Source organism: Stenotrophomonas sp. ISL-67 (assembly GCF_018612915.1).
GTDB lineage: Bacteria > Pseudomonadota > Gammaproteobacteria > Xanthomonadales > Xanthomonadaceae > Stenotrophomonas.
The window spans coordinates 391108-411652 of sequence record NZ_JAGGRL010000001.1; the positions used below are offsets into that span (position 1 = coordinate 391108).

The window sequence follows — 20545 nt, forward strand, 5'->3', positions numbered from 1 at the left end:
CAGGAGACCGCGCATGTCCGCCAAGACCGCTTGTACCGCCCCGCATCACCACGTTCACGACGCTTCGGACTTCGTGAAGGTGGTGGAACGCGTGTGCGCCGAGCGCGGGTTGCGGCTGACCCCGATCCGCGCCAACGTGCTGCGCCTGATCGCCGAGGCCGGCAAGCCGGTCAAGGCCTACGAGCTGCTGGAATGGGTGCGCAGCGGCAAGGGCGTGGGCGCCGACGCCCCGCCCACCGTGTACCGCGCACTGGACTTCCTGATGGCCAACGGCTTCGTGCACAAGCTGGAATCGGTGAATGCTTTTGTAGCCTGCCACCATCCGAGCAGCGCGCAGCACTCGGTGCCGTTCCTGATCTGCAACAGCTGCCACAGCGCGGTGGAGCTGGAAGACCGCGACATCGTCAGCCAGCTGGAAAAGCGCGCCAAGGAGCTGGGCTTCCAGCCGCAGGCGCAGACCCTGGAAGTGCACGGCCTCTGCGCCCGCTGCGCGGGGTGATGCAACTGCCGATGGGTCGATCGGGAATACGGGGCCGGTCGCACTGATAATGAAAGAGGCCGCGTGGCTGATGGTAGGGGCGGTTCCCAAACGCCCGCCGATAACAGTGCAACGTCCGGTTACGCATGACCTGCAACGGGAGCGGAGCTCCGGCAGAGGTCATGCGTCCCAGTGCCGATCAACAGGGTCGGCGGTCGTTTGGCAATCGACCCTACCGCTCCGGATTCTGCTGTTTTACAGGGGTTGAGGCCGTGTTCACCCTCACCACCACCGACATGCCCGGGCGCAGGCGCGGCGCCAGGTCCTGGTCGGGATCGATAGCGATGCGGATCGGCAGTCGCTGCACGACCTTGGTGAAGTTGCCGCTGGCGTTGTCCGGGCGCAGCACGCTGAACTCCGCGCCGGTGGCCGGCGCGATCTGCTCGACCCGTCCGGTCAGCCGCTGGCCGTCGAAGGCGTCCACCGAGAAGCTGGCCGGTTGGCCAATGCGCATCTTCCAGGTCTGGCCTTCCTTGAAGTTGGCTACCACCCACAGGGTGTCCGGCACCAGGAACAGCAGCTGCGACCCCGCTGTGACGTATTGGCCCAGACGCACCGAGGCTTCGCTGACCTGGCCATCGCGCGGGGCATGGATCACCGTGTTGGCCAGGTCGATGCGGGCCAGCTCAAGCTGTGCCTGCGCGGTTTCCACCCCGGCTTCCAGGCCCTTGCGTGCCACCTGGGTGGAGGTGAGGGTTTCCTCGGCGATGCGGATCTGCGCCTGTGCCTGCTGCACGGACGACTGCGCGGCCTGCGCGCTGGTGCGGAACTTGTCGCGGTCGTTGAGTGCCACCAGCTGCTGCGCGGCCAGTTCCTCGTAGCGTTTCAGCTCGCTGCGCGAGCGCGACAGTTCCGATTGCCCGGCCGACAGGGTCGCCTGCGCGGCGCCGATCTGCGCGCGGTTCTGCGCCTGTGCCTGGTCGGAGTTGGCCAGCGCGGCCTTGGCGCTGTCCAGGTTGGCCTGCGCCTGCGCTACTTTTTCGTTGTAGATGCGGTCGTCGATGCGCAGCAGCGGCTCGCCCTGCTTCACGTGCTGGAAGTCCTTCACCAGCACGTCGGTGACATAGCCGTTGACCTGCGGCGCCAGCACCGTGATCTGGCCGCGAACGTACGCGTTGTCGGTGCTCACCCAGGTGCTGTTGAACGGCCACAACGACCATGCGCGCAGGATCAACGCGATGCCCAGCAGGGCCACCACGATCATCACCACCACGCTGCGGGCGCTGGGCTTGAGGTACTTCGGCGCGCTGGGCGCGGCAGGCGCCGCCGCAGCGTTGGCCGACGCCGGGGCGGCATCGGTGGGCGGTGGCGGGTTGACGTCTTCGGGCGCGTCGTCGCGCGGCGGGGTCGTGGGCATATCGGGGCTCATCGGGGGGACACGCCGGCGGGCGTGGGCGGTGTGGGGGTGGGTGGGTGGCGTTTTCGCCATTGCTTGAGCACGGCGGTGCGCACCGACAGCAGCAGCAGCCAGCACAGGAAGCCCAGCGCGACCCGGCCGCTGAGCGAGAACACATCGTTGAAGCCGCGCACGTTGGCCTCGCGGCGGGTGATCTGGGCCAGTTGCGCGGTGCCCTGCGCACTGCGTTGCACCGGGTCGGTAAGCAGCGATGCGTACAGCTGCTGCTGCAGCTTCAGGCGCTGCGCGACCACCCCGTCAGCGGGGTCGAGCTGGCTGACCAGCGCGCTGGAATACACCTGTTCGCGATGCAGCTGGTAGGTGCCCAGCACGGCCGAACCGGCCAGCCCGCCCAGGGTCTGGGTGATCGACAGCGTGACCAGGAAGGTGATCATGTGGTCCACGCCCTGTTTCAACGCCTGGGTGATGCCCAGCATGATCAGTGGGCCCATGAACATGCCGGCGCCCATCGAGGCCAGAAACTGGCTGACGAAGAAATCCTGCGGGCGGTCCTGGCTGGTGCGGCTCTGGTCGAGGAAGGCGGCGCTGCCCAGCAGCAGGATCGCCATCAGCAACTGCGGGATGATCCGCTTCTGGCCGAAGGTGAGCGAACTGACCGCGATACCGCAGATCACCCCGGCCAGGATCACCGCGAACAACGGCCGCATCTGGTCCGGTCCCATGCCCAGCTGGCGCATCAGCCCGACCACGCCGTAGGACTGTTCGGTGGTGAGGAAGCGGATCATGAACGCACCGACGATGAAGTGCAGCACGGGCAGGCTGGTCAGCCAGCGGGTCTGCAGCAGCGGGTTGCGCCGGTAGTGTTCGATCACGAAGCCGGCGGTGGCCAGTGCGATCGAGGCGACCAGTGCCCAACCCAGCCACGGGGTGTCCAGCCACCAGCGCACGTAGCCCTGCGCCAGCACCACCACCAGCAGCCCGACCGCCGGCGCCAACAGTGCGAAGGTCAGGAAGTCCATCGGCTCGAAGGCCTTGATCTGCACCCCGGGCGGCAGCTTCAGCAGCACCACCGCCGCGAACGCGCACAGCGCCAGGCCGGCCTCGAACAGGTACAGGTTGTGCCACTGCCCGGTGTCCACCAGCCCGGCCGAAACCAACCACGCGATCGGCACGGCCATCTGCGAAATGCCGACGCCGATCACCAGCAGGTTGCCGGTGTAGCGGCGCGGCAGCGACTGCAGCATGTACAGGGTGCCCAGCGTGCTGCACGCCGCGCCGGCAAAGCCGCTGGCCGCGCGCACCATCACCGTGGTCTCGAAGCTGCCCACGGCCAGGTGCAGCAGCGCCAATGCGGCGTACAGGCCCAGGCCGATCTCGGCGAACAAACGGATGCCGTACTGCTGCCGGAACTTGAACGCGAGCAGGTTGGCGGTGACGTTGACCATTGCGTAGGCGGCCACCAGCCAGCTGCCCTGCGCCGGGGTGAGCCCGAGCTGCCCCTGCAGGTAGGGCAGGTTGGCGCTGACCAGTGCATTGCCCAGGCCACCGGTGATGCCGACCAGAAGCGCCACCAGGGCGTAGGCGACGCGCCGATGCGGCGGGTGCCAGGGCATCGACGCGGAGCCGGGCAGGGTCGGCCTTTCATGCTCTTCCCAGTCGGGAATGGGCTTGAGGTAGTCGGCCATCAACCGGCCCCGTCGGCAGGTCCCTGCAGTCCGGCGCGCAGCAGTGTCAGGCCGCGCGTGGCCAACCGGGCACGTTCTTCGCGGGTTTTGCCGCGCAGGGCGGCGCCGAGCATGCTGGAAATGAGCGAGATGTCGGCCGGCTGCAGGTCCGCCCGGCACAGTCCTGCGTCGATCGCGCGCTGGATCGGTGCCTTCAGCAGGGCCTGCACGGTCTGCCGCGCGGCCTTGATGGTGGGTTCGTCGGGGTCCACGGCGCGCCAGTAGTCGGCCAGCGCCGGCGACTGCACGATGCGCGAGGCCATCCCCTGCAACACCTCGAACAGTGCGTCATCGCGATCGCCCAGCGTTTCGACCTGGCGCGCGATGCGGGCCACGGTGCGCTCGAGCAGCGCTTCGATCAGCGCAGTGCGGTCCGGGAAGTTGCGGTACAGGGTGGCGCGCCCGACCTGGGCCTTTTCGACCACAAGGTCCAGCGGTGCGGTGACGCCATGCTGGCCGAACACGCTGTCGGCGGCATCCAGGATCAGGGCGCGGCGGGCAGCCGCATCGGCTCGTTGACTTTGCATGGGCCATTTTCGGACAGGAATGTCCGCAAGGGAAGCCGTGGCGGGTATACGGGTATGAGGCCGCTGGGGTTGGTCAACGAGGTGTGAAGCCGGGTTGTCCTGGATATGGAGTATCGCTGTGGTCGTTACCGCGCAGCCACGCCGGGCGTGGCTCTACGCCGGTTGTGGCCCGGCGGTTTGTAGCGCCACGCCCTGCGTGGCTGCAAAAAAACGGGGGCCTTGCGGCCCCCGAAGGTCAAACAGGGACCCCAGCGGGGATCAGAAGTACGCGCGGATGCCGAATGCCACGCCACGGCCCGGCAGCGGCGAGTAATCGCGCAGCAGCGAGGTGTGCGCGCGCGCTTCGCGGTTGGTCAGGTTGTTGCCGTCCAGGAACACTTCGTAGCTGTTGCTGTCGCTGCGGTCCCAGCGGTAGGCGAAGTGCGCGTCGACCAGGGTGTAGCCGGCGCTCGGGTCTTCATTCTGCGCAGTGTCCTTCTGGCTGCTGTACCGCACCGCGCCCACCGACGCCCGCCAGCCATCGCGTGACCAGCGCAGGTCGGCGCCGACGCGCGCTGGGGCGATGCGCGGCAGGTAACCGCTGTTGGCCAGGTCCACGGTGTAGTTGTGGTCGTGGTCGCCATGCGGCACGGCAATGTCGACGCTGCGGCTGCCGCTGCCATCCAGTTCGGCCTTCACGTAGTCGCCGAACACGCGCAGGTCCCAGTCGCCGCTGTTGCCTTCGAACAGGTGTACCAGGGCTTCGGCTTCGGCGCCCTTGAAGGTGGCGTCCTGCTGGGTCCACAGGCGCACCGGCAGGCTTTCCACCACGCCGGTGTCTGCCAGGTAGATGAAGTCCTTGAACGTCGTCTGGTAGATCGACGCGGAGAAATCGAGGCGGTCGCTGTGGGTGTGGATGCCCAGCTCGACGCGCTGGCCGCGCTCGGTCTTCAGGTTGGCGTTGCCGATCTCCAGCGAGCGGGTGGCGATGTGCGCACCGGCGGCATACAGCTCTTCGTTGGTCGGCGCGCGCTCGGAACCGTCCACGCCAAAGCGCAGGTCGACCGCATCGTTGAGCTTCCAGATGCCGGCGGCCGACAGGTTGGTGGCGTCGAAGGTGCGCGCCCGGTAATCGCCGGTCGGGTCCAGTTTGACCTGGTCGTGGCGGCCGCCCAGTTCGAGCTTGAACGGGCCGAACTGCTTTTCCTGCAGCACGAACAGGCCGACGTTGCGGGTACCGGTATCGGGCACGAACGCTTCTTCGCCCCTGGCGCCGAAGTCACTGTTGCCGAACTGCAGGCCGAACGCGCCGTCCCAGCCGCCGATCTGCTGCTGCACGGCTTCGAGGCGGGCTTCGATGCCGCGGTTGGTGAAGCGGGTGGACGGCGTGCCGGCCTCCAGCTCCACGTGCTCGTAGTCGGTGTAGGCGGTGCGCAGGTTGATGTTCTTCAGGAACGAGACCGGGTTGTAGATGCCGCCCTTGGCTTCGAAGCGGTTCTGCACCATGTCGATGCGCACGTCGTGCTCGTCGCCTTCCTCTTCGTCGCCATGGTCGTGATCGTGGTCATGGTCGTCGTCGGCATGCACGTGGGCGCCGTTGGGAATGCCGTAGTTGGTGCGGTAGGTGCTGGCCGACGCGCCGAAGTAGCCGCCTTCGCCGAGCCAGGTCGCACCGACGCCACCGGCGCGGGTGCGGATCGAGCTGTTGTCCAGGGTGCCGCGACGCGGTTCGTCGGTGTCGCCTTCTTCGTGGTCATGGCCGCTGTGGTCTTCCAGGCCATCGATCACGGCGTAACCGGGAATGCGGTAGTCATCGCCGTTGCGCACCAGGCCGTCGACATGCAGCACCCAGTTGCCGTTCACGCCATCAAGCCGGAACATGCCGCTGCGCTCGTCGTTGACCGAGTTGCCGCGCACTTCGGCGCGGCCGCTGAGCGGTCGGTCGGGCAGGTCGCGGGCGATGCGGCCATCGACCACGTTGACCGCGCCACCGATCGCGCCGCTGCCGAACAGCAGCGTGGCCGGCCCCTTGAGTACTTCGATCTGATCGGCCAGGAACGGTTCGATGCTGGTGGCGTGGTCGGCGCTGACGGTGGAGGCATCCATGTTGCCCATGCCATTGGACAGCACGGCCACGCGCGGGCCTTCCTGGCCACGAATGATCGGCCGGCCTACGCCGGGACCGAAGAAGGTGCTCTGCACGCCGGGCAGCTTGGCCACGGTATCGCCGAGGGTGCCGGCCTTCTGTTCGTCCAGGCGCTCGCCGGCGAGCACGTCCACCGGGCGCGCCAGCGATTCGGCGTCGCCCTGCAGCGGGGTGGCGGTGACCTTCACTGCGGACAGTTCGGTCAAGTGGTGGTCACGTTGGCCGGCATCATCGGCGGCGAGGGCCAAGGAAGGAATGAGAGCTGCGGCAAGCGCCAGGGACAGGGCGTGCGGCTGAAGTGAACGGGGAGAGCGCATGGGCATGGGTCCGTCGGTCTGATTGTTACAATGTATCAATGGTGGGGCGCGCCAATCCCATCGGAGCGGGGGGATGGAGCCAGGTGAGGCAGGGGAGGGAGTGCGCGTCGGGATTGATGTTATATTATTCCATAACGATTCTTCGACCCTGCTGGAAGTCATGCCCCTGTTCCCCCGCCTTCGTCATCTGTTGGATCGCTTTGGTGCCACCGGCTCGCTGCTGTGCGCGGTGCACTGCGCCGTGCTGCCTGTCCTGCTGGCGGCGGCGCCGTCGCTGGGGCTGTCGGTGTGGTTGGGCGACGGGGTGGAACTGGCGCTGGTCAGTTTCGTGACCCTGCTGGGGCTGTTCAGCCTGGTGTGGGGCTATCGCCGCCATGGGGCGCTGCGTGCGCTGGGTTTCCTGGTGCCGGGGCTGACGGCGTTGTGGGCGGGGCTGCTGTATGGGCCGCTGCACCATTCGCCGGTGCCGCACGCGGTGGTGATGACGTTGGGCGGCGTGCTGGTGGGCGTGGCCCACCTGGTCAACCTGCGCCTGAACCACGGCCACGTACATGACGCGAGCTGTGCGCACTGAGGCGCTGTGGTAGGCTTTCTGATCGTGCGCGGGGGCGTCTGCAAGGGCGGGCCCGCCGAACCCGTGTCAGCACGGGGTAATCAGATTTCAGACTAAGGAGTTGACGACATGGGTAAGGGTGACCGCAAGACCGCCAAGGGCAAGCGCTACAACGCCAGCTACGGCAATTCGCGTTCGCACGCGGTGAGTAAGGTGGCCGTGGGCGCAGCTGCGCCGGTCGCCAAGAAGACCGTGGCCAAGGCCCCGGCAAAGAAGGCCGTGGCCAAGAAGGCTGTTGCCAAGGCCGGCTGAGTTTCGCCAGGCCTGACGAAAAAACGCGGCGCTTGCGCCGCGTTTTTTTATGGGGCGGTTTCGATCGGGGATAAACGTCGGAGGCGCCGTTGTGGTCTGGATTGGATCGGTTTCGGATGCTTGGGCCGCGCTGCGCGCGGTGTCCGGCCAACGGCCGGGGCTACGAATTTCTACGTGCCCAATGGGATCTGGATCAATCAACCAAGGCTTCGGATACATGCGGTAGCGCCGGCCGTTGGCCGGACACCGCGCGCAGCGACGCGCCGGCATCTGTCACTTCAACGCAGGAACCAGCGTCTCCGGATTGCCATCGTTCGGGGCCATCGGGATGCCCAGCAAACGCGTCATCAACGGATAAACGTCAACGTTGTCGAAGCCCGGCAGGGTGGCGCCTTGTTTGAAGGCAGGTCCACGGGCGATGAAGATCGCGCGCATGGAGGGCAGGGCGTTGTCGTAGCCGTGCGAACCGCGGTCGCCCGGCTCGCGCTTGGCCAGGCGCGAGCGGCTCAGTGCGTTCCAGCCTTCGTGCATCTGGCACACGATCGGCGGGATGCGTGGGTTGCTGCCGTATTCCCAGCGGGCGGGCAGGGTCTGGCGGGTCCAGCAGTCGTAGGTCGCGTGTGCGCCCAGCAGGATATTCTCTGCCTGTTGCTGCTTGCCGGGCAGCGGCGCGAAGCCGATCGACTGGCCTAGCGATACATCCTTGGCAATGGACGGATCGACCATGTCTTCAACCGCGATGGTCTGGCCGTCCGGCACGCCTGCCATGCCGTGGTCGGACAGCACGATCAGGTTGGTGCCGGCGTCCAGCCCGCGTGCCTCCAGGCCATCCAGCAGGTGCCCGATGGCGGTGTCCACGTCGACGATGGCTGCAGCGTACTCAGGCGAATCGGGACCGTTGTGGTGGCCGGCCTTGTCGACCTGCTCCATGTACAGCGTGACCAGGCGCGGTGCGTCCGGGCCGGTCTGGCCCAGCCAGCCCAGCACCTCGCCCACGCGGGCGGACAACGACACGTTCGGATCGTAGGCCCGCCATTGGCTCGGCCGCACCCCCTGGATCGCCGCTTCGCTACCCGGCCACGACCACGTCGCCGAACGCACGCCGGCCTTCTCCGCGCCCACCCAGATCGGCTCGCCGCCCCACCAGCGCGAATCCGTTACTGCCGCCGGCAGGTTCACCTGGAATCGGCCCAGCGCCGCTTCCTGCATGCTGTTGTGGATGATCCCGTGATGGTCCGGGCGTAGTCCGGTCACGAGGGTGTAGTGGTTGGGGAAGGTCAGCGAAGGGTACGACGGCGTCATCCACTGCGCGCGCACGCCGTCGTGCGCGATGCGCGACAGGTTCGGGGTGATGCCACGGTCCAGCATGTCCGCGCGCAGGCCATCGATCGACACCAGCAGCAGCTTCGGTGCAGTGGCCGTGACGGTCCCGGTACCCGCAGGCGGTACGGTTGGCGCGGTGGGCGGGGCGCTGGCACAGCTGGTCAGCGCGAGGGTGGCGGCAAGCGCCAGCGAAAGGCGGACGGAAATCATCCATGCATCATAGTTCGCCGCAGTGACGCGGCGAAGACAACCTATGGCACGGTCAGGCGAACAGCGGCTGTGTGCGCGATTCGAGTTCGAGCAACGCCGCCTTGGTTTCCAGGCCGCCGCCGAAGCCGGTGAGTGCGCCGCTGCTGCCGATCACGCGGTGGCAGGGCAGCACGATCGGCAACGGGTTGCGTCCGTTGGCAGCACCCACTGCGCGGCTGGCGGTGGGCTGGCCGATGTAGCGCGCCAGCTGCACATAGCTCCAGGTGTCGCCGAAGGGAATGTCGGCCAGCGCCTTCCATACCCGCAGCTGGAACCCGGTGCCGTGCGGGGCGAGCGGCAGCGCGAAGCTGCTGCGTTGGCCCCTCAGGTACTGCAGCAGCTGCGTGCGCGCATCGCGCAGCGCATGCGCATCACGCTGCCACTGCGCGCGGCCCTTGGCGTCGTGGCGGTTGGTCTCGAACAGGATGTGGTGAATGCCCTGGCTGTCGCCGGCCACGGTCAGCGCGCCGATGGGGCTGTCGAAGGTGTCGTAGAGCAGGTTCATGCGGTTACTCCGAAACGGACGTGGCCAGATGCCACAGGTGCAGCACGGCGTAGGCACGCCAGGGCCGCCAGGCCTGCGAACGGGCCTCGGTGGCGCGTTCGCTCAAACGGGTATCGCCACCCAGCACCTGCTGCAGCACCAGGTCGCCGGCGGGGAAGGCATCGGGCAGCGCCAACGCGCGCAGCGCGATGTAGTGCGCGGTCCACGGCCCGATCCCGGGCAGCGCCACGCAGCGTTCGATGAAACTGTCCAGACGCTGGCCTGCATGGAAATCGAGGCGGCCGTCGGCCACGGCGGCGGCCACCGCGCGTACCGTTGCCGCGCGCGTGCGTGGCAGGCCGATGCCTTCCAGCGGGGCGTCGGCCAGTTGTGCCGGACTCGGGAACTGGCGGTCCAGCCCCTCGGGCATGCCGTCCAGCGGGGTGCCGAAACGGTCGACAACGCGACGTGCCAGGGTGATGGCTGCCGCTACGCTGACCTGCTGCCCGAGTACTGCCCGCACCGCCACCTCGAAACCGTCCCAGCCGCCGGGCACGCGCAGGCCGGGGCGCTGCGCGATGCCGCGCGCGAGCAGCGGGTCCTGGCCAAGGGTGGCGTGCACGATGCGCAGGTCCGCGTCCAGGTCGAAGATGCGCCGCACCCGGCGCACGATGCCGGGAATCGCGCGCGGATCGACCTGGCCCAATTGCAGCAGCAGCTCGGATCGGCGCGGATCGGCGGTGACCCGGATCACCGACGGGCGCTCGACCGGGCCAATCACGCGCTGGTAGCTGGTCGCGTCGATCTGCTCGATGCCCGGAATGCAGCGGCGGCGCAGGAAGCCCAGCATCGCGGCGAAATCCAGCGGCGGGCGGTACCCCAGGCGCAGGGTCAGTGCGCCGCCGGCCAGTGCGCCACGCTGGCGCCGGATGGCGGTGGGCGGCATGCCGCAGCCTTCCACGAAGGCGGCATTGAAGCGGCGCAGGCTGTTGTAGCCGGCGGCCATGGCCACGTCGGTGACCGGCAGCGCGGTTTCGGTCAGCAGCTGCTTGGCCAGCAGCAACCGGCGGGTGGCGTGGATCTGCGCCGGGGCCGCGCCCAGCCGCGCCACGAACAACCGCTGCAGCTGGCGGGCGCTCAGGCCCAGCCGGCCGGCCAGGTCGCCCACCGCCGCATCCTGCAGGAAGCCATCCTGGATCAGCGCCAGTGCGCGCTGCAGGGTTTCGTTGCTCAGGGCATCCTGCGCCTCCGGGGCCAGCTCCGGCCGGCAGCGCAGGCACGGACGGAAGCCAGCGGCGGACGCAGCGGCGGCGGTGGGGTAGTAATCCACGTTGGCCGGTTTCGGCGCCGGGGCCGGGCACACCGGCCGGCAGTAAATGCCGGTGCTGCGCACGGCGGTGAAGAAAACGCCGTCGAAGCGCGCATCGCGGGCCAGGCGGGCGCTTTCGCAGGCGGCGTAGTCAAGGGGCAGGGCGGTGTCCATGGGGCCCAGTCTATGCGCCTGGACGGGGCTCGGCTCGCCGTTTTCGGACAGCAATGCCGACGGCGCCCGGCGTGGTTCAGGGCAGGTTGCCGCAGCGCCGGCCGGGCACACTAGACTGTGTATTCACGTGCCGTTTTCGGGCACGCCCTCTGTCGGGAAGCCGGGTGTCCATGCTGCTCAAGTCGTGCTGGTTGTCGCTGTTGTGCCTGGGGCTGGCCGCCTGCAGCCAACTGGAGAATCCCGGTAACGTCACCGCCGCCGACAAGGCCGTGCGGGCGCAGACCGCCGACGGCGACCACATGGTGTCGTTCAACGCCGCCGATGCGCCGCCTGCGCCGGCACCACCGCCGCGCAAGGGCGAGCAGGGCTGGCCAACGGTGGCCCTGGACAACGGCAAGGCCTGGCTGAGCTGCACCACCGGGTACGCGGAGGAAGGCGGCGATGGCGCCCCGCTGGAGGCGCTGGACCGTGCCAGCCTGGAAGCGGCCATCGCCCCCTGCGTTGAACGCGGCCTGCTGCGGGTTCGCTACGTGGGCAAGATCAATCCCGGCTTCGCCGAACTGGTGACGCGGATCGCGCTGGTGGCCGACGCGCAGCGCGTCTCGCGGCGCATCCTGGACCTGGATTCCAGCGGCGGCCAGGTCGAAGCGGCCATCGTGGCCGGCGATCGCATCGGCGAATCCAACTGGACCATCTGGGTGCGCGAAGGTTCGGTCTGCCACAGCGCCTGCGTGTTCGTGCTGGCGGCCGGCGACAACCGGCTGGTGTCGGGCAGGGTCGGCATCCACCGCATGATGCGGATCAGTTCCAAGGCCACCTCGCGCGCCGAGCTCAACCTCGAACTCCACGAGGTCTACGACAACGTCAAGGATTACCTGCAGCGCAACGGCGTGGCGGTGGGCGTGGCCGACCTGATGATGACCGTGCCCAACCGCAGCCTGCGCCTGCTCAGCAGTGAAGAGCTGCGTCAGTTCGGCCTGGACGGCACCAATGCGGTGCAGGACGACCTGGAGCGGATCAAGCAGATGCGCAAGTGCGGCGATGATTTCGTACGCCGCAAGGATGCGTTCCTGGTTGCCTTCGACCAGGAGTGCAAGCGCGAGGGCAGCGAGCTGGACGTCATTACCCGCTGCGGGCAGACACTCAAGCAGCGCTTCGGCTTCCCGGATGTGGCCTGCCCGGACGAAAGCCCGTTGTCGGAAATCGATGTGTCCACGCTGTTGCCGAAAAGCGGGAAGCCGGGCGATGCGGTGGCCGAACGTACCGCCAGCGATGCCGAGCAGCCGGCAGATGAGGCGGCCGAGCGCAACTGACGGCCTGCTCACGGCATTCCCGTAGACTGCAACGCAGCCCACTGCTGCCTACGGTGTCCCGATGCGCGTTCCGCTGCTGCTGTCGCTCCTGCTTCCCGCCGTTGCCATGGCCCAGGCGCCAGCCCCGGCCCCGGCCACCCCGGCACCGGCCCCCGCGCGCCCGGCACCCACCGCACCGGCTGCGCCGGCACGCCCGGCGCTGACCCCGGCCCAGCAGGCGCAGGTGCAGAAGCAGGACCAGGAGATGGCCGCTGCCGGCTTGAAAGTGGCCACGCTCGTGGACACTGGGCGCGCGGGCGAGGCCTGGAAGGGCGCTTCCGGAGTGGCCCGAAGATCGGTCACCGAGCCGGCGTTCGTAGCCCAGCTCGACAGCGATCGCAAGCGCCTCGGCGCGCTGGTCTCGCGCGGCCAACCGGTGGTGACCCGGGTCAAGTACAAGTCGGGCGCCCCGGTGCCCGAAGGGCTGTACATCAACGTCAGCTTCCCTACCCGGTTTGCCAACAGCGCGCAGCCGGTACGTGAGCTGGTCTCGTTCCGTTTCGATGAAGACAGGGTCTGGCGCCTGGCCGGTTACAGCGTGCGCGCCGCCGCTCCCTGATTGCAGGAGGAACATCGCATGAGTATCGAAATCCAGATGCTGGGCTGGGCCATCGTGCTCGGTCTGCTGCAGGTGATGTTGGCCGCCGGTGCGGTGACCCGCGAACGCGGGTTGGCGTGGAATGCCTCGGCACGCGATGGCGTACCGCCGCCGCCGGGGCCGCTGGCCGCGCGCCTGCAGCGCGCGCAGGCCAATTTCCTGGAAACCTTCCCGTTCTTTGCCGCCGCCGTGCTGGCGGTGGTGCTGACCCAGCGCCAGGACGCCACCACCGCGCTGGCCGTGCAGCTGTATTTCTGGGCGCGGCTGGTTTACGTGCCGCTGTATGCCGCCGGCATTCCCTACCTCCGCAGCCTGGTCTGGGTGGCGTCGCTGCTGGGCATCGTGCTGCTGTTGTGGCGGTTGTTGCACGGCCTGGCGTGAACCGCCGCCGACGCGCCTGATCCAGATCAAGAGCGGGTCCGTCCGCGAGCGGTAAGCTCGATCGTGGACAAGCAACGGGAACGGATCATGCCGGACGCTCGCGCGATGAATGTGAATGTGGAGGTGGATGTGCTGGTGGTGGGCGCTGGACCGGCCGGGCTGTGTTTCGCCCGTGCGCTGGCCGGCAGCGGCCTGCGCGTGGTGGTGGTGGAGCAGCAGCCGCGCGCGGCACTGGCCGAGCCTGGCTTCGATGGGCGCGAGATCGCGCTCACCCATGCGTCGCGGCACATCCTGGAGCAGCTGGGCCTGTGGGAGCGCCTGGACTCCCATGAAATATCGCCATTGCGCGATGCCAAAGTCATGGACGGCGGCTCGCCGTTCGCATTGACCTTCGCCGCACGCGACGCGCAGGGCGGCGACCTGGGCTGGCTGGTCCCCAATCACCTGATCCGCCGCGCGGCATGGGACAGCGTGCAGGGCCAGGCCGACCTCGACATTCTCGACGCGTGCAGCGTGCGTGGCATCGTGCCCGGTGCGCGGCACAGCGAGGTCACCCTCACTGATGGCCGTCGGCTGCAGGCGCGGCTGGTGGTGGCTGCCGACAGCCGGTTCTCGTCCACCCGGCGCATGCTGGGCATCGGTGCGCGCATGCGCGACTTCGGCAAGTCGATGCTGGTATGCCGCATGCAGATCGAGGTGCCACACCAGCACACCGCGTGGGAATGGTTCGGCTATGGCCGCACCATGGCACTGCTGCCCCTCAACGGCGGGCAGGCCTCGGCAGTGATCACCCTGCCGCCGCGTGACATCGAGGCGCTGCTGGCGCAGGACGAAGCGAGCTTCGGGCGCAGCATCAGTACCTGTTTCGAACACCGGCTGGGCGCGATGACGCCGGTGGCGCGCGCCCTCGCGTACCCGCTGGTGGGGGTGTATGCCAATGCGTTCGTGGGCGAGCGCTGCGCGCTGATCGGCGATGCGGCGGTGGGCATGCACCCGGTCACCGCGCACGGTTTCAACCTGGGCCTGCAGAGCCAGGACCGGTTGGCGGCGGTGCTGTGCCGGGCGGCAGGGCGGGGTACCGATATCGCCGCCCCCGCTGGCCTGGCCACCTACGAGCGCGGGCACCGGCTGGCCTCGCGGCCGTTGTACGAGGCGACCAACGCGATCGCCACGCTCTATACCGACGACCGCCTGCCGGCGCGGGTGCTGCGCCGGGCGGGGTTGCGGCTGGCCCATGGGGTGGCGCCGTTCCGGCAGTTGATTGCCGCGCACCTCACCCAACATTGACGCCTTACGGGGCGTCGGAATCGGCGATGACGTTGATGACGGTGTCGCCGAACTGGACCTGCTGGCCGCCGCGGATCTTGCAGGCCTTGCGCAGTTCCACCTCGCCATCGACCCGCACCTGGCCGTCGCCGATCACGGTCTTGGCTTCGCCGCCGCTGGTGACCAGGTCGGCCAGCTTGAGCAGCTGCTTGAGCTCGACGTACTCGCGGTCCAGTTCAAATTCGAGGGTCTGCATGGAGCGGGGTATCCTGGGAAGGGGCGCGGACGGTGGGCCGGGCCGAAAGAGGGCGCGTATTGTGCGCCAGCACGCGCCAGAACGGCATACATGCCGGAATCTGTACACGATGTTCAGGATCCATGCGGTATCATCGCGCCCTGAGCGAGTGAATTCTCCTCCGACCGAGCAGCGCCAGGGCACGCGATAAGAAAGGGCGCCCAAAGCGCGGACCATCCCCTTTTTTATGTCACTGCCAAGTTTACCGGTAGTGCCTTCGGAGTTCCCCATGTCCCAAGAATCCCCCGCGCCGCTGCTGTTTGCAGACCTCGGCCTGTCCGACGCTGTGATGAAGGCCGTTGCCGCCGTCGGTTATGAAACCCCGTCGCCGATCCAGGCCGCCACCATCCCGGCGATGCTGGAAGGCCGCGACGTGCTCGGCCAGGCCCAGACCGGCACCGGCAAGACCGCCGCCTTCGCGCTGCCGGTCCTGTCCAACCTCGATTTCAACCAGACCAAGCCGCAGGTGCTGGTGCTGGCACCTACCCGCGAACTGGCCATCCAGGTCGCCGAGGCGTTCCAGACCTACTCCTCGGGCATCCCCGGGTTCCGCGTGCTGCCGGTTTACGGCGGCCAGCCTTACGGCCAGCAGCTGCAGGCCCTGCGCCGTGGCGTGCACGTCATCGTCGGCACCCCGGGCCGGGTGATCGATCACCTCGAACGCGGCACCCTGGACCTGTCCGAGCTGAAGACGCTGGTCCTGGACGAAGCCGATGAAATGCTGCGCATGGGCTTCATCGACGATGTCGAAACGGTCCTGAAGAAGCTGCCGGAGACCCGCCAGGTCGCGCTGTTCTCGGCCACCATGCCGTCGCAGATCCGCCGCATCGCGCAGACGTACCTGAAGAACCCGGCCGAAGTCACCATCGTCAGCAAGACCACCACGTCGGCCAACATCCGCCAGCGTTACTGGTGGGTGAGCGGCATGCACAAGCTGGATGCACTGACCCGCATCCTGGAAGTGGAACCGTTCGACGCGATGATCATCTTCTCGCGCACCAAGGCGGCCACCGAAGAGCTGGCCGAGAAGCTGCAGGCGCGTGGCCTGGCCGCTGCCGCCATCAACGGCGACATGCAGCAGGCGCAGCGCGAGCGCACCATCGGCATGCTGAAGGAAGGCAAGCTGGACATCCTGGTGGCCACCGACGTGGCCGCGCGCGGCCTGGACGTGGAGCGCATCAGCCACGTGCTGAACTACGACATCCCGTACGACACCGAAAGCTACGTGCACCGCATCGGCCGTACCGGCCGTGCCGGCCGCACCGGTGATGCGATCCTGTTCGCCACCCCGCGCGAGAAGGGCATGCTGCGTGCGATCGAACGCGCCACCCGCCAGCCGATCGAAGAAATGCAGTTGCCGAGCGTGGACGCGGTCAACGACACCCGCATCAACAAGTTCATGAGCCGCATCAGCGATACCCTCGATGCCGGTGGCACCGAATTCTACCGCGACCTGCTGCAGAAGCTGGAAGGCGAGAAGAACGTGCCGGCGATCGACATCGCCGCCGCGCTGGCCAAGCTGCTGCAGGGCGACGCGCCGTTCCTGCTGACCCCGCCGGTGCGTGGCGCGCGTGAAGAGCGCGCCCCGCGCAGCAATGACCGCAATGATCGTGGCGAGCGTCCGGCCCGTTTCGAACCGCGCTTCGAGCGTGGCCCGCATCGTGAAGACGACCGTGGCCCGCGTCCGCCGCGTCCCGAAGGCGATTTCGGCAACAGCGACGGGGGCTTCGAGCGCGCCCCGCGCCGTGACATCGCCCCGCGCGGTGCCGCCGAGCCAGGCATGGAAACCTTCCGCATCGAAGTGGGCCATGTGCATGGCGTCAAGCCGGGCAACATCGTCGGCGCGATCGCCAACGAAGCCGGGCTGGAAAGCCGCTTCATCGGCCGCATCGACATCCACGACGATTTCTCGGTACTGGACCTGCCCGCCGAAATGCCGGCCGACCTGCTCAGCCACCTGAAGAAGGTGTGGGTGTCGGGCCAGCAGCTGCAGATGCGCAAGGTCGAGCCGGGTGAAGACCTCACCCCGTCGGCACGCCCGCCGTTCAAGCCGAAGTTCGGCCGTGGCGGCAAGCCGGGTGGCCCGGGTGGCCACCGTGGTCCGGGCGGCCCGGGCGGCCCGGGCGGCAACGATCGTCCGCCGCGTCGTGACGGCTTCAAGCCGCGCGGTCCGCGCAACGGCTGATCGCGCCGCGATCGCGTAAAGCACAACGCCAGCCTTCGGGCTGGCGTTGTTGTTTCAGCTTCCTGAGCGGGCACGGGAGAAAACTTCGCGCCGTATCAACAGTGCTGGTCCTAGCCTGAGTTGGCAGGACACATTGCAGGGCAGAACTGGCCGTCGGAGATCCGTGATGGTGGGAGGCAGCAAGGACGTTGGCAGTACCGCCGTACCGCATGGAACGCGGGGCTTGACCCTGCGGTTCGTGCTGCTCACCGGGATGGCGGTTGGCCTGGTCGCGCTGTCTGCCTTGATCCAGGAGCTGCAGGGCGCTTCCACCGCATGGATCGTCGGGCAGAGCCACTGGTCGCGGGGCCAGCAGCACGCGTCGTTCGCGCTGGAGCGTTACCTCACCTCCGGCAACCCTGCCGCGCTGGCCGAAGCGCGCGCGGCACTGCAGGTGCCGCTGGGCGACCTGGACGCGCGTCGCGCGCTGGAGCAGGACGACATGGACCTGGCGCGGGCGCGACGCGGCTTCCTGCAGGGCGGCAATCAACCCGGCGACATCAACCGGCTGATACTTTCCTTCCGTTACCTCGGCGGCGTGGACTACTTCCGCGACGCGGTGCAGCTGTGGCGACAGACCGACCACGGCCTGGCCCAGCTGCAGGCACTGGCCAACCGGGCAGAAGCGCTGCACGCCAACGGCGGTCCAACGCCGGCAGTGCGCGAGGCGCTGCTGCGGCAGCTGCAGGCACTGGACCGCAGCCTGCAGGCGCAGGCGCGGGCTTTTTCGTTGGCCCTGCTCAACACGGCGGCCATTGTACGCATCGCCACGCTGGTGGTCGGCGGTTTGTCGGTCCTGTTCATCACCCTGGTGGCGGTACTGCTGGCGCGGCGCGTGCGAAACGACCTGATCGATACCGAAAGCCGCTTCCGCGCCGCGTTCTACCAGGCCACCGTCGGCATGCTCAAGCTCGACCACGCCGGCGGCATCGTCGAGGCCAACCAGGCCATCGCCGACATCCTGGGTTACCGCCGCGATGCGCTGCTGGGCATGGAACTGCCGGAGCTGCTGGTCGACGGCGAGCTGGTGCTGGACGCGGCCGGCGACATCGACTGGACCCGCCAGCTGCGTCCCGGCGAACTGCGCTTCCGGCATGCCGACGGCGGGCTGCTGTGGGGGCGCTGGAGCGGCACCCTGGTGCGCAGCCCCGGCCGCGAACTGTCCGTGTTCGCGATCATCGAAGATGTGTCGCAGAACCACGCACTGGCGCGCGAAGTCGAGCACCACGCAAGCCACGATCCGCTGACCGGGTTGATCAACCGCCGCGAAATCGAGCGCCTGCTGGAGCTGGCACTGCTTGACGTGCGCACCCACGGCGGCACCCACAGCCTGTGTTACCTGGACCTGGACTATTTCAAGCTGGTCAACGACGGTCTCGGCCACGCGGCCGGTGACCAGTTGCTGCGCGGCTTTGCCGGGTATCTCGTCGGTGCGGTGCGCGAGGATGACTGGGTGGGCCGGATGGGCGGGGACGAGTTTGCGATGTTCCTGTCCGGGGCGCGACAGGAGGAAGCCAAGCAGGTCCTGCAGCGGATCGCGCGCACCCTGGGCCAGGCCGGGTTCCAGCGCGATGACGGGCTGCCTCGGCTCAGCTGCAGCATCGGGGTGGTGGAAATCACTGCCGACGTCGCCGACGTGAACTGGTTGATGAGCGCGGCCGACAGTGCCTGCTACGCGGCCAAGCAGGCCGGCCGCAATCGCGTCCACTGCTTCAACGAGAACCGGATGGCGCTGGAGGAACGCCTGCTCGAAGCCGAGCGGTTGGCGCATGTCTCCAACGCGATTGCCGAGAACCGCATGCTGCTGTACGCCCAGCGCATCGATCAGGTCGGCGATCCGGACTTCCTGCACTACGAAGTGCTGGTGCGCATGCGCGGTACCGACGGCCAGTTGCAGGGCCCGGGCGATTTCATGCCGGCGGTGGAGCGCTACGGCATGGGCATGGCCTTGGACCGGCACGTGCTGGGGCTGCTGTTCCGCCACCTGCAGCTGTGCCCGGCGCACGTGCAGCGGCTGGGCCTGTGCAATGTGAACGTGTCGGCCCAGTCGATCGCCGAGCCCAGTTTCCTGGCCTTTGTCTGCGACCTGCTGGAGCGCAACCGCGGGCTGGCGCACAAGCTGTGTTTCGAGATCACCGAAACCGCGGCGATCAGCAACCTGGACCAGGCGCGCAGCTTCGTGGAAGGGGTCAAGGCCCGTGGCTGCCGCGTGGCACTGGACGACTTCGGCGCCGGGCTGTCCTCCTTCGGTTACCTGCGCCAGCTGCCGGCGGACATGCTCAAGATCGACGGCGTGTTCGTGCGCGACATGGACATCGACCCGGTCAGCCGCGCGACGGTACGTGCCATCACCGAGATCGGGCGGGAGCTGCACATGAGCGTGGTCGCCGAATGGGTGGAGTCGGAGGGGATCGTCGCGCAGCTGCAGGCACTGGGCGTGGACGGCCTGCAGGGCTATGCCATCGAACGGCCGATGGCGCTGGAAAAGCTCACCCAGCCGTCGCTGTGGCGAGAACCATCGGCGCAGTCCAGCCGCCTTTCCTGGCCATGACGTGCAGCGCGCGGGCCACGCCCCCGGGTGAACAGCCGCTGCCGGCAGGTGGGCCGCTGATCGCCTGATCCCGCGCCGGGCGGGGTTTTGCCGGATAATGGCGCAATGACAACCCGACTCAACAAGTTCATTGCCGAAACCGGCTTCTGTTCCCGGCGTGAAGCCGACCGCCTGATCGGCGGGCGCTGCGTCACCGTCAACGGCCACCCGGCCGGCACCGGTGCGGTGGTCGGCGAGGGCGACGTGGTGCTGGTCAACGGCCAGCCGCTGCGCGCGCGTGAAGCCAGGAAGGCAGGCGGCCGCCGCCATGTCTACATCGCGCTGAACAAACCGGTGGGCATCACCTGCACTACCGAAAGCGCGGTCAAGGGCAACATCGTCGACTTTGTCGGCCATGAGCAGCGCATCTTCCCGGTCGGCCGCCTGGACAAGGATTCGGAAGGGCTGATCCTGATGACCAGCAATGGCAACATCGTCAATCAGATCCTGCGCGCCGAAAACAACCACCAGAAGGAGTACCTGGTGGCGGTGAACAAGCCGGTCACCGACGAATTCCTGCGCGGCATGGCCCGCGGCGTGCGCATCCACAATGAAACCACGCTGCCGTGCCGGGCCTCGCGCATCGCCAAGTTCGGTTTCCGGATCGTGCTGCAGCAGGGCTTGAACCGGCAGATCCGGTTGATGGCGGCGGCGTTCGATTACCGGGTCACCCAGCTGCGTCGGGTGCGCATCGACAACGTCAAGATCGGGGCGCTCAAGCCGGGCCAGTGGCGCAACCTGACCGATGCGGAGTTGAAGGGCCTGCTGCCCCAGCAGTTGGACTGGTAGCGGCCGGACGGGAACCCGCTCGGGTGGAAACCGCCCCGTAGCGCTGGACTCTGCCTGG

The 20545-nt window shown here is 68.1% G+C and carries 18 protein-coding genes; 10 read left to right on the forward strand and 8 right to left on the reverse strand.

The window, feature by feature from the left end:
• The first annotated feature begins 13 nt into the window (after positions 1 to 13).
• Positions 14 to 499 (forward strand): Fur family transcriptional regulator, encoded by a 486-nt coding sequence (locus J7J08_RS01935; RefSeq protein WP_214901004.1) that lies wholly within the window; start codon positions 14 to 16, stop codon positions 497 to 499.
• 211 nt (positions 500 to 710) lie between these two features.
• Here the strand turns inward: J7J08_RS01935 and J7J08_RS01940 are convergent, their stop codons facing one another.
• From J7J08_RS01940 to J7J08_RS01955, 4 genes are all read right to left on the reverse strand, one after another.
• Positions 711 to 1895, reverse strand: coding sequence for an HlyD family secretion protein (locus J7J08_RS01940; RefSeq protein ID WP_214901007.1), 1185 nt, complete (start codon positions 1893 to 1895; stop codon positions 711 to 713).
• An 8-nt stretch (positions 1896 to 1903) separates the two neighbouring features.
• A complete protein-coding gene (locus J7J08_RS01945) occupies positions 1904 to 3583 on the reverse strand; it encodes an MFS transporter (RefSeq protein WP_214901009.1) in 1680 nt (559 codons plus the stop codon).
• The gene (locus tag J7J08_RS01950; RefSeq protein ID WP_214901011.1) at positions 3580 to 4146 is read right to left on the reverse strand and encodes a TetR/AcrR family transcriptional regulator; all 567 of its coding nucleotides are present in this window, start codon (positions 4144 to 4146) and stop codon (positions 3580 to 3582) included. Before J7J08_RS01950 ends, J7J08_RS01945 begins: the two co-directional genes overlap by 4 nt.
• A 258-nt stretch (positions 4147 to 4404) precedes the next feature.
• A complete protein-coding gene (locus J7J08_RS01955) occupies positions 4405 to 6594 on the reverse strand; it encodes a TonB-dependent receptor (RefSeq protein ID WP_214901013.1) in 2190 nt (729 codons plus the stop codon).
• Positions 6595 to 6748: 154 nt separating this feature from the next.
• Between J7J08_RS01955 and J7J08_RS01960 the strand changes: the two genes are divergently transcribed.
• On the forward strand, positions 6749 to 7162 hold the full coding sequence (locus J7J08_RS01960; RefSeq protein ID WP_214901016.1) for a MerC domain-containing protein: 414 nt from the start codon (positions 6749 to 6751) through the stop codon (positions 7160 to 7162).
• Between the two features lie 108 nt (positions 7163 to 7270).
• Positions 7271 to 7453 (forward strand): 30S ribosomal protein THX, encoded by a 183-nt coding sequence (locus J7J08_RS01965; protein WP_068850363.1) that lies wholly within the window; start codon positions 7271 to 7273, stop codon positions 7451 to 7453.
• A 273-nt stretch (positions 7454 to 7726) separates the two neighbouring features.
• Here the strand turns inward: J7J08_RS01965 and J7J08_RS01970 are convergent, their stop codons facing one another.
• The 3 genes from J7J08_RS01970 to J7J08_RS01980 are packed head-to-tail and all read right to left on the reverse strand — an operon-like array spanning position 7727 to position 10992.
• Complete coding sequence (locus tag J7J08_RS01970; protein ID WP_214901018.1) at positions 7727 to 8986, reverse strand: ectonucleotide pyrophosphatase/phosphodiesterase; 1260 nt, start codon at positions 8984 to 8986, stop codon at positions 7727 to 7729.
• Positions 8987 to 9038: 52 nt separating this feature from the next.
• The gene (locus tag J7J08_RS01975; RefSeq protein WP_214901020.1) at positions 9039 to 9530 is read right to left on the reverse strand and encodes a methylated-DNA--[protein]-cysteine S-methyltransferase; all 492 of its coding nucleotides are present in this window, start codon (positions 9528 to 9530) and stop codon (positions 9039 to 9041) included.
• Between the two features lie 4 nt (positions 9531 to 9534).
• Entirely contained in the window at positions 9535 to 10992 is a 1458-nt protein-coding gene (locus tag J7J08_RS01980) for a DNA-3-methyladenine glycosylase 2 (RefSeq protein WP_214901022.1), read from the reverse strand.
• A 173-nt stretch (positions 10993 to 11165) separates the two neighbouring features.
• Here J7J08_RS01980 and J7J08_RS01985 point away from each other — a divergent pair, with 173 nt between their 5' ends.
• The 4 genes from J7J08_RS01985 (at position 11166) to ubiM (ending at position 14610) form a co-directional block, all read left to right on the forward strand.
• Positions 11166 to 12305, forward strand: coding sequence for a hypothetical protein (locus J7J08_RS01985; protein WP_251006382.1), 1140 nt, complete (start codon positions 11166 to 11168; stop codon positions 12303 to 12305).
• 61 nt (positions 12306 to 12366) lie between these two features.
• Positions 12367 to 12903: a DUF4019 domain-containing protein gene (locus J7J08_RS01990; RefSeq protein ID WP_214901024.1), complete on the forward strand. Its 537-nt coding sequence runs from the start codon at positions 12367 to 12369 to the stop codon at positions 12901 to 12903.
• 18 nt (positions 12904 to 12921) lie between these two features.
• Positions 12922 to 13323: an MAPEG family protein gene (locus tag J7J08_RS01995; protein WP_214901026.1), complete on the forward strand. Its 402-nt coding sequence runs from the start codon at positions 12922 to 12924 to the stop codon at positions 13321 to 13323.
• 87 nt (positions 13324 to 13410) lie between these two features.
• Positions 13411 to 14610 carry a 5-demethoxyubiquinol-8 5-hydroxylase UbiM gene (gene ubiM / locus J7J08_RS02000; RefSeq protein ID WP_251006345.1) on the forward strand — a complete coding sequence of 400 codons (1200 nt, stop codon included), beginning with the start codon at positions 13411 to 13413 and terminating at the stop codon, positions 14608 to 14610.
• Between the two features lie 4 nt (positions 14611 to 14614).
• On the opposite strand, the gene J7J08_RS02005 is transcribed toward ubiM, so the two are convergent.
• Positions 14615 to 14845, reverse strand: a complete 231-nt coding sequence (locus tag J7J08_RS02005; RefSeq protein ID WP_214901028.1) for an RNA-binding S4 domain-containing protein — start codon at positions 14843 to 14845, stop codon at positions 14615 to 14617.
• A gap of 268 nt (positions 14846 to 15113) precedes the next feature.
• Here J7J08_RS02005 and J7J08_RS02010 point away from each other — a divergent pair, with 268 nt between their 5' ends.
• From J7J08_RS02010 to J7J08_RS02020, 3 genes are all read left to right on the forward strand, one after another.
• Positions 15114 to 17069, forward strand: coding sequence for a DEAD/DEAH box helicase (locus tag J7J08_RS02010; protein WP_214901031.1), 1956 nt, complete (start codon positions 15114 to 15116; stop codon positions 17067 to 17069).
• Between the two features lie 166 nt (positions 17070 to 17235).
• The gene (locus J7J08_RS02015) at positions 17236 to 19659 is read left to right on the forward strand and encodes an EAL domain-containing protein (protein ID WP_214901033.1); all 2424 of its coding nucleotides are present in this window, start codon (positions 17236 to 17238) and stop codon (positions 19657 to 19659) included.
• Positions 19660 to 19764: 105 nt separating this feature from the next.
• Positions 19765 to 20487, forward strand: coding sequence for a pseudouridine synthase (locus J7J08_RS02020; RefSeq protein ID WP_214901034.1), 723 nt, complete (start codon positions 19765 to 19767; stop codon positions 20485 to 20487).
• Positions 20488 to 20545: the final 58 nt, after the last annotated feature.

What these genes read in the sequence shown, in the direction of transcription:
- J7J08_RS01935 (WP_214901004.1), top strand. Translation starts at nt 14, where the DNA reads ATGTCCGCCAAGACCGCTTGTACCGCCCCGCATCACCACGTTCACGAC.
- J7J08_RS01940 (WP_214901007.1), bottom strand. Translation starts at nt 1,895, where the DNA reads ATGCCCACGACCCCGCCGCGCGACGACGCGCCCGAAGACGTCAACCCG.
- J7J08_RS01950 (WP_214901011.1), bottom strand. Translation starts at nt 4,146, where the DNA reads ATGCAAAGTCAACGAGCCGATGCGGCTGCCCGCCGCGCCCTGATCCTG.
- J7J08_RS01955 (WP_214901013.1), bottom strand. Translation starts at nt 6,594, where the DNA reads ATGCCCATGCGCTCTCCCCGTTCACTTCAGCCGCACGCCCTGTCCCTG.
- J7J08_RS01960 (WP_214901016.1), top strand. Translation starts at nt 6,749, where the DNA reads ATGCCCCTGTTCCCCCGCCTTCGTCATCTGTTGGATCGCTTTGGTGCC.
- J7J08_RS01965 (WP_068850363.1), top strand. Translation starts at nt 7,271, where the DNA reads ATGGGTAAGGGTGACCGCAAGACCGCCAAGGGCAAGCGCTACAACGCC.
- J7J08_RS01970 (WP_214901018.1), bottom strand. Translation starts at nt 8,986, where the DNA reads ATGATTTCCGTCCGCCTTTCGCTGGCGCTTGCCGCCACCCTCGCGCTG.
- J7J08_RS01975 (WP_214901020.1), bottom strand. Translation starts at nt 9,530, where the DNA reads ATGAACCTGCTCTACGACACCTTCGACAGCCCCATCGGCGCGCTGACC.
- J7J08_RS01980 (WP_214901022.1), bottom strand. Translation starts at nt 10,992, where the DNA reads ATGGACACCGCCCTGCCCCTTGACTACGCCGCCTGCGAAAGCGCCCGC.
- J7J08_RS01990 (WP_214901024.1), top strand. Translation starts at nt 12,367, where the DNA reads ATGCGCGTTCCGCTGCTGCTGTCGCTCCTGCTTCCCGCCGTTGCCATG.
- J7J08_RS01995 (WP_214901026.1), top strand. Translation starts at nt 12,922, where the DNA reads ATGAGTATCGAAATCCAGATGCTGGGCTGGGCCATCGTGCTCGGTCTG.
- ubiM (WP_251006345.1), top strand. Translation starts at nt 13,411, where the DNA reads ATGCCGGACGCTCGCGCGATGAATGTGAATGTGGAGGTGGATGTGCTG.
- J7J08_RS02005 (WP_214901028.1), bottom strand. Translation starts at nt 14,845, where the DNA reads ATGCAGACCCTCGAATTTGAACTGGACCGCGAGTACGTCGAGCTCAAG.
- J7J08_RS02010 (WP_214901031.1), top strand. Translation starts at nt 15,114, where the DNA reads ATGTCCCAAGAATCCCCCGCGCCGCTGCTGTTTGCAGACCTCGGCCTG.
- J7J08_RS02015 (WP_214901033.1), top strand. Translation starts at nt 17,236, where the DNA reads ATGGTGGGAGGCAGCAAGGACGTTGGCAGTACCGCCGTACCGCATGGA.
- J7J08_RS02020 (WP_214901034.1), top strand. Translation starts at nt 19,765, where the DNA reads ATGACAACCCGACTCAACAAGTTCATTGCCGAAACCGGCTTCTGTTCC.